The 7,671-nt window shown below is 39.4% G+C and carries 8 protein-coding genes; all 8 read left to right on the top strand.

The features are described 5' to 3' along the window. Positions 1–174 precede the first annotated feature (174 nt). Positions 175–489, top strand: coding sequence for a VanZ family protein (locus LHW48_10380; GenBank protein ID MCB5260853.1), 315 nt, complete (start codon positions 175–177; stop codon positions 487–489). Then, complete coding sequence (locus tag LHW48_10385) at positions 486–1,202, top strand: ATP-binding cassette domain-containing protein (GenBank protein ID MCB5260854.1); 717 nt, start codon at positions 486–488, stop codon at positions 1,200–1,202. Before LHW48_10380 ends, LHW48_10385 begins: the two co-directional genes overlap by 4 nt. 4 nt (positions 1,203–1,206) lie before the next feature. After that, a complete protein-coding gene (locus tag LHW48_10390) occupies positions 1,207–1,719 on the top strand; it encodes a Gx transporter family protein (protein MCB5260855.1) in 513 nt (170 codons plus the stop codon). Further along, entirely contained in the window at positions 1,716–3,788 is a 2,073-nt protein-coding gene (locus LHW48_10395; protein ID MCB5260856.1) for a PBP1A family penicillin-binding protein, read from the top strand. The genes LHW48_10390 and LHW48_10395 overlap by 4 nt, the downstream gene beginning before the upstream one ends. A 2-nt stretch (positions 3,789–3,790) precedes the next feature. Next, on the top strand, positions 3,791–4,963 hold the full coding sequence (locus LHW48_10400; GenBank protein ID MCB5260857.1) for a glycosyltransferase: 1,173 nt from the start codon (positions 3,791–3,793) through the stop codon (positions 4,961–4,963). Continuing rightward, the gene (locus tag LHW48_10405; protein MCB5260858.1) at positions 4,941–6,131 is read left to right on the top strand and encodes a hypothetical protein; all 1,191 of its coding nucleotides are present in this window, start codon (positions 4,941–4,943) and stop codon (positions 6,129–6,131) included. The genes LHW48_10400 and LHW48_10405 overlap by 23 nt, the downstream gene beginning before the upstream one ends. Continuing rightward, a complete protein-coding gene (locus LHW48_10410) occupies positions 6,132–6,974 on the top strand; it encodes a Tpl protein (protein MCB5260859.1) in 843 nt (280 codons plus the stop codon). Continuing rightward, on the top strand, positions 6,965–7,671 hold a 707-nt coding region (locus tag LHW48_10415; protein ID MCB5260860.1), incomplete at its 3' end, for a radical SAM protein. The genes LHW48_10410 and LHW48_10415, both read left to right, overlap by 10 nt.

The raw sequence follows: 7,671 nt of genomic DNA on the forward strand, positions 1-7,671 counted from the left end.
GGATATGCTTACGTTTAACTTTTTAAACCCAGATGTAAAACTTAACTTGTGGATATCTCTAAATGGGTTTCCCCTTAAAGCCAAACTCAAAAAGAGTTTTGTTGGCATGAACTGGGATATTCTAAGCATTACAAAATGAAAAGCCGTATCTTATTCGCAATATTTTCAGCATGGATGTGCATAATATGGGCGCTTACTTCTTTGCCTGCAAATGAGATCCCAGATATAAACCTCTTTGGCATAGATAAGCTTGCACATTTTGGAGTATATTTTATTTGGAGCTTGATTGCCAGATTGAATGCAAAAGACAAGAGCCGAATAAATATTGGCATATTCATTTTTATGCTGATAATGGCAGTATTGGACGAGTGTCATCAACATTATATCCCCGGCAGAAATGTATCGATATACGATCTCTTGGCTAATTGGCTAGGCGTTATAATCGCTTGGTTTGGTTGTGGTTTCTATTTACATAGGAGTAGAAGGTGATTGCCGTAAAGGGGTTAAAAATTAGCCTTGCCGGGAGGGTAATCCTTAAGCAAATTAACTTTGTGTTGCCATTCAAAGAAAACCTAGTAATCATAGGTAAAAGTGGTAGTGGTAAAACTGTCCTAATCAAAAGTCTTTTAGGTATTTACCCCCCAGACGAAGGTAGCGTTCTAATTGATGGAATAGATTTGTATAACTGCGATCAAGAAGAACTGGCATCGGTAAAAAGCCGATTTGCTATGGTCTTTCAGCATGCGGCATTATTGGATTCTTTCACGGTATACCAGAATGTGGCATTGCCTTTGTATGAACGCGGTGAGACCAATGAGGATTTTATCTTGCATAGGGTTTTAGAATGTTTGAATTTGGTCGGCTTAGAGCATACCCTTAAACTCTATCCTGCCGAACTTAGCGGAGGAATGCGTAAGCGTATTGGCATTGCTCGGGCGTTGGTGTATCAACCAGATTACCTCATTTTTGATGAGCCAGTTTCTGGCTTGGACCCCATAACTGCAGATGAAACATTGTATTATATGACTCAGATAATCAAAAACAATAGTGCTACCATGATTACAATCACACACGACATCTCAACAATAGGACAATTAGGCGAAAAAGTGCTATTTATAAACAATGGTGAACAGCTATGTTTTGATAGTTATAAAAATCTTTTGAATAGCAACAATCCTACTATTCTTAAATACTTCTCTTGAACTGATGAAAACAAATCATTTCGCTTTTTTAGGCTTTTTAACTGCTACTGCCTCTGTATTTTACATACTTGAAAATCTAATCTTAAGAACCTTACCAATTCCCTTCCTACGTTTGGGTTTGGCAAATATTATCATGCTCTTCCTGGTCTGGAGGCGAAATATATGGCAAGCTTATACTGTAACTATAGCCAAAACGTTGATCGGTGGCATTGTAACCCTTACTTTGATGAGTCCGGCAATACTACTCTCGCTGACTGGAGCTGTTTTGGCTGTAACATGTATGAGTTTGGGAGTCTTTGTAAGACCTCGACTGAGTTTAACCGGAATAAGCATTTTGGGGGCTATCAGCCACAATTTGGGGCAGTTGTTAATCGCCAGACAGTTCATTATCACAACTGATAGTCTTTTTGTATTGACACCAATCTTAATCTTATTAGGTTTGTTTAGTGGTGTAATAACTGCATATTTATGCTACTATACTCAGGAAAGGATACCTGCCATAAAGGCTTATATATGAAAAGATCCAAAAAAACCAAATTAGCTCCGAAATTAATGCTATACTTGGGAATAATATTATGTATTCTCATTGGTGTAGTTTTCGGTACTATTTGGTTCTATTCGGATGGGTTGCCTCCAACCAGTGAACTGCGTAATTTCACTATGCGCAGCGGATCTGAAGTATACGATCGTAATGGGAAAATGATTTATCTATTTGCGTTCGAGAAGCGTAAGTTAGTATCACTCAAAGAACTCCCACCATATTTAATTGATGCCCTGATCATTACAGAAGATAAGAACTACTACAATCACTTTGGAGTTGATATATTAGGCAACATCCGAGCCGTGGCCATCGATGTTATGCGAATGGATTTTTCGCAGGGAGCAAGTACAATTACTCAACAGATGGCGCGAAATATGTTCCTTACTTTGGATAAACGAATTTCACGCAAAATCAAAGAAATACTGTTGGCATTCAGAATCGAAAGGGAATTTAGTAAAGATGAAATTCTTGAGATATATTTCAATAAGATTTTTTGGGGTGGTCAATTACATGGAGTAGAAGCAGCATCGCTAAACTACTTTGGCAAACACGCAAAAGACCTAACACTGGCAGAATCTGCTACTTTGGTTGGCATGATACAAAGACCCAATTACTACCATCCCATCAAGCATCCAGAGCGCACTAAAACTCGTAGAAACAACGTTTTGGAACGAATGCTAAATGCAAATGTGATCACGGATACAGATTATGAACTGGCTGTTTCTGCGCCGTTAAGAAAGAAAGGTAGCTCCATTCGGCAAGTAGCATCAGATTACTTTATTGAGCATATCAGGTTGTATTTGGAACGCAAATATGGCACAGACCGTTTATTCGAGGGCGGATTGCGTATTTATACTACCTTAGATCAAGATTTAACCGTTTTTGCCGATAGTGTTTTAAACAACTATCTTGTTGGAATTGAAAAACGCTACAACTATCCCCATAAATATGCCGATGTAAACTCAAATGCTTTTGATATCACCACGCACTACTTGCAAGGTGGTTTGATACTAATAGAGAATAAAACAGGATACGTTCGCACTATGATTGGAGGCAGAAGCTTTGCACACAGCAAGTTTAACCGAATCACTCAAGCCAAGCGACAACCGGGTAGTTCAATAAAACCCGTTTATTATACTGCTGCCATCGAGAAGGGCTACACTCCCGCAACCGTAATAAATGACGCCGAGATTTCTTTGATAGCCGGAGATGGCAAAAAGTGGACTCCCGTAAACTACAGTCGAAAGTATTACGGTTTTACTCGCATGCGCACAGCACTCACCCACTCCTATAATGCTTGGGCAGTTAAGGCTGCCATTGATTTGGGATTGGATACATTAACTGATGCCTTTAACCGTTTTGGGATAAAAAGAAAGGTAACAGATTACTCGGCAGCATTGGGTTCATACGAGGTAAAACCCATCGATTTGATATCTGCCTACACAACTTTTCCTAATGGAGGCACCAGAATAAGTCCTGTATTTATCGAACGGGTAGAAGATATCAATGGAAAAGTACTTGAGCGAGGTATAACAACCAAGAGCGAGGTTACTAGCGAAGAAGTAGCTTATATTATGACTAGTATGATGCAATCGGTAACTACCTCCGGAACCGGTGCTGCAGCCAGAAATAATTACCATTGGCAAGTAGCTGGAAAAACTGGCACTTCCAGCGATCATCGTGATGCATGGTTTATTGGATTTAACCAAGAGTTTACTTTAGGCATCTGGAATGGATTTGACAGCAATGCTAATATTTCCGGCAGTGCCTCTTGTGCTCCAATTTGGGGAAAAATTATGACCGAATGTATTAAGCTGGATAATAATGGAAAAATCCCCCGGAGCGATGATTCGCGCTACAGCTTTAGCAAACCAGATAAAATTGTAACATGCAAAATTAACCCAAAATCTGGATTCCTTGCCAACGATGGGGGCATAGAAGAGTATTTTATTGAAGACAACACTCCACCGGCAATGCAAGATACATTGCAATTCAATTTTTACCCCACACGCTGGGGCTATAACGACGAATTGGAACTGGAATAGTAGTGATCGCCAATCTCCTTTATGGCATATTACTTCTGTTAATTGCTTCGGGAGCAATTACATACATTGTTTTTGTAGTGCGTTTCTACTGGGGCTGGAAAAAACTAAAGCAGGAAAAGAACTATCGCAAACTGAGGGTTTCCGTAGTGGTGGTTGCCCATAATGAGGCTAATAATATCCCCCGTTTGATGACCAGCTTACTCTCTCAGGATTATCCTAAAAATCTTTATGAAATAGTATTTGGAGATGATCATTCGGTAGATGAAACAGAAACAATCATGCAGAAATATATAGAACAGGGGCACAATGTACGCTATATAAAATCCTTAGGCAGAGATGGAGTGGTTTCTCCCAAAAAATTGGCCCTAAATAAAGCTATAGTAGCGGCTGATGGGGATATTATCCTTACTACTGATGCCGATTGCATTGTACCCAAAACCTGGATATCCAGCATGATATCATGTTTCACTGACGACGTAAGTATGGTTGCAGGTTATTCCCGAACACTTATACCCGCATGGAACAAAGCAAGTATATTGCAAAAATATGAACATTTGGATTTTGCCCTTACATACATGGTTTTAGGCGGTGGATATACCTTAGGAAAAAGTTGGGCTTGCATAGGACAGAATTTAGCTTATCGAAAAAGTGCCTGGGAAGATGTGGGTGGTTTTAGCAAAATTTGGCATCTAATAAGTGGGGATGATGTAAATCTAATGCAGCTTATGCGACGAAAAGGGCATAAAATTATCTTCAATTTCGCTGCAGATTCTTTTACCTATACCCATCCGGTTAAAAGCTGGAAACAGTTTATTAACCAGCGTAGCCGTTGGGCTTCTAATATGAAATATCAGCTCTATTTCAATCCCGAGTTTTTCTTTATCCTGTTTTCGATGGCATGTCTTTATTGGGGCGGGATTGTATTAATGTTTATAAACTTCAAATTGGGCTTAATCATATTTCTTTACCGCATACTTATCGAACACATCATGATCTCATATTCTCGCAAGCAATTTGGGATAACTGCCCGTATGCTAGGCTTTTATCCTGTCTGGTTGATTATTCAAACTTTTATGCTTGTATTTACAATGATTCTGGGGCAGTTTGGGTTCTTTGTATGGCACGGTAAACGACCTCCCAAAGGAGATAGAAATGCATATAATAATTTTCGATGATATTAAAACGGCAGATTTTTACCCGCTTACCCACATCCGGAGCACTGGCGACCTACGCTGTGGTATTATGAAGATGCGCCAAAGATTGCAATACATCTTTGGTGCCGAATCTAATAACCTTATTATAGACCCCTTTTTGCAAAAACTCTATCGAGGCCGACACCCTGAGTGGAGTATAAATCAATTACCTCCCGGGCAAAAACTGTATCTGAACAGTAGAATCAAGCTGGACGAATCCCTTATTGATACATTAAAAAGCTTGCCCAAAGAAAGTGCTTTATTAAACGGTGATGACATCATAGCCATAAACAGTAACAAAGAATATCATTTTGGCAAACCTCTTCCCTCTAGCCTTAAAGAAATATCCATTCAAAGCTATCTATACAGCAGTTTAGCAGATATTGTACACGATAATGCTCGGCTTATTGCTTGGGATTTTAACAATCTGTTTTATGGAGCAGACAATTATTTTGAAACTGAGCCGGGAGTAACCGTATTACACCCTTATAATATCTGGCTTTCAGAAAATGTTTCTATGGCTCCAAACGTGGTTTTAGATGCATCACAAGGTCCCATTGTTATTGATGAAGGGGCACGGATAATGGCTAACAGCGTGATCACTGGTCCAGTATATATCGGCAAGAAAACCATAGTAAAGATTGGTGCTAAGATTTATGGTGGAGTATCTGTGGGACCAGTATGCAAGATTGGTGGTGAAATTGAGGGGAGTATCTTTCAGGCTTATTCCAATAAACAACACGATGGGTTTTTAGGGCATTCTTATATAGGCGAATGGGTAAATATGGGCGCTGATACTAACAATAGCGATTTGAAAAACACATACAAAAATGTTAAAATCTATAACTATCGATTACAGGAGCAAGTTGACAGCGGGACACGCTTCATGGGCTGTATATTGGGAGATCATGTTAAAACAGGGATTAATGTTAGCCTAAATACAGGAATTGTTGTTGGCACCGGAGCAAATATTTACGGATCTGATCTTTTCTCTTTCCACATAGCAGATTTTTCTTGGGGAGATGCTAAGAATCTTACCAAATACAGGTTCGATTCTTTCTGTCAAACTGCTGCCATCGTGAAAGCTCGGCGTAGTTTAGGTATCAGCGAACCTGAAATGCAACTATTGAAACAAATTCATGGAGAATAAATGCAAGAATACATAGAAGTTGAGTTTCGTTCTGGAAGAATGGGATACTATTTGAATCCAGACAAGCTATCAATCCAACCCGAAGACCTCATAATTGTAGAAGTAGAACGCGGTGAAGACATCGCTCAAATCGTACATATGGCTGTTCCCAGAGATGAAAAAGAAATACCGGATATTCATGGCAGAATATATAAGATTCGACGATGTGCTACTGCTGATGATCTGGAAAAGCTCAACAACCTTGGACATGAAGAGGAGAAAGCCACTAATGTGTTCAACGACATTTTACTGCGCTATTCATTTGAAATGAAGTTGATTGAAACTGTATATCAATTCGATGGTAACAAGCTTACGTTCTTTTTTACTGCAGATGGAAGAATCGATTTTAGAGCTTTTGTGCGAGAGCTTGCTACAATCTTCAAAACCCGCATTGAGCTGCATCAAACAACTGGCCGCGATGAAGCTAAACGCTTAGGGGGATTTGGCATGTGTGGCAACCCCTACTGCTGTTCAAGCTTTTTAAAGAGATTTAATCAGGTAACTATTAAAATGGCAAAAGACCAAAATCTTGCCGGAAATCTTTCTAAAATATCGGGTCCCTGCGGGAGATTGCTTTGTTGCCTAAATTTTGAAGAAGACTTTTACGTTGAAGAAGGTAAGGGCTACCCAATTATTGGTACTTGCGTAAGCTATAAAGATACTAGGGCAATGGTGTTTCGCATAGATGTTTTGGCTCATAAGATATATCTAACTACTGACGATCAGAATATTATTGAACTCGATCCAGAAGAGTTTTCAACATTAAAAATTATTAGTATCCCAGATTTGGAAACATGTCAATAAACATCTTTGCTCTCGAACCTGATACAATAAAGGAACATTTACAAGGATATTTCCCAGATTACCGCTTCAATCAGTTATGTGATTGCCTGTTCAAGAAATTGCATTTCGACCCCCGTATGGCTTCAAACCTTCCCAAGGATATGATAGATTTTTTGGAACAGGAATACAGTTTTAAGCTGCCCAGTATTGCTCATACTACTAAAGCAAAGGATGGCACTACAAAATTTTTGCTAAACCTAGATGACCAAAACAAGATTGAAATGGTGCTAATCCCAACTGCAAAAAAGCGCACATTATGCGTATCATCACAAGTTGGTTGTGCTCGCTTATGCAGTTTTTGCGCAACTGGAACCATGGGTTTTAAAAGAAACCTTGAAACTCATGAAATTGTTGGACAAATAATGCACGCAGCCAAGATTTGCTATCCCGAAAGACTCAGCAACTTAGTTTTTATGGGCATGGGAGAACCCATGGATAACCTTCTCAACGTTCTACAATCGCTTAGAGTTATTCAATCTGATAGTGGCTTGGCTTTCAGTCCCAGGCGTACAACTGTTTCCACTTGCGGTATACCGGAAGGAATTGTCAAATTAGCGGATAGCAGGATCAAAACCAAACTGGCAGTATCCTTAAACTCGGCAATTGATAATTGTCGCAGTCTCTTGATGCCCATTAACCGCATTTATCCTCTCAAAGA

It is taken from the genome of Candidatus Cloacimonadota bacterium (assembly GCA_020532355.1).
In the GTDB taxonomy this organism is placed as follows: domain Bacteria; phylum Cloacimonadota; class Cloacimonadia; order Cloacimonadales; family Cloacimonadaceae; genus UBA5456.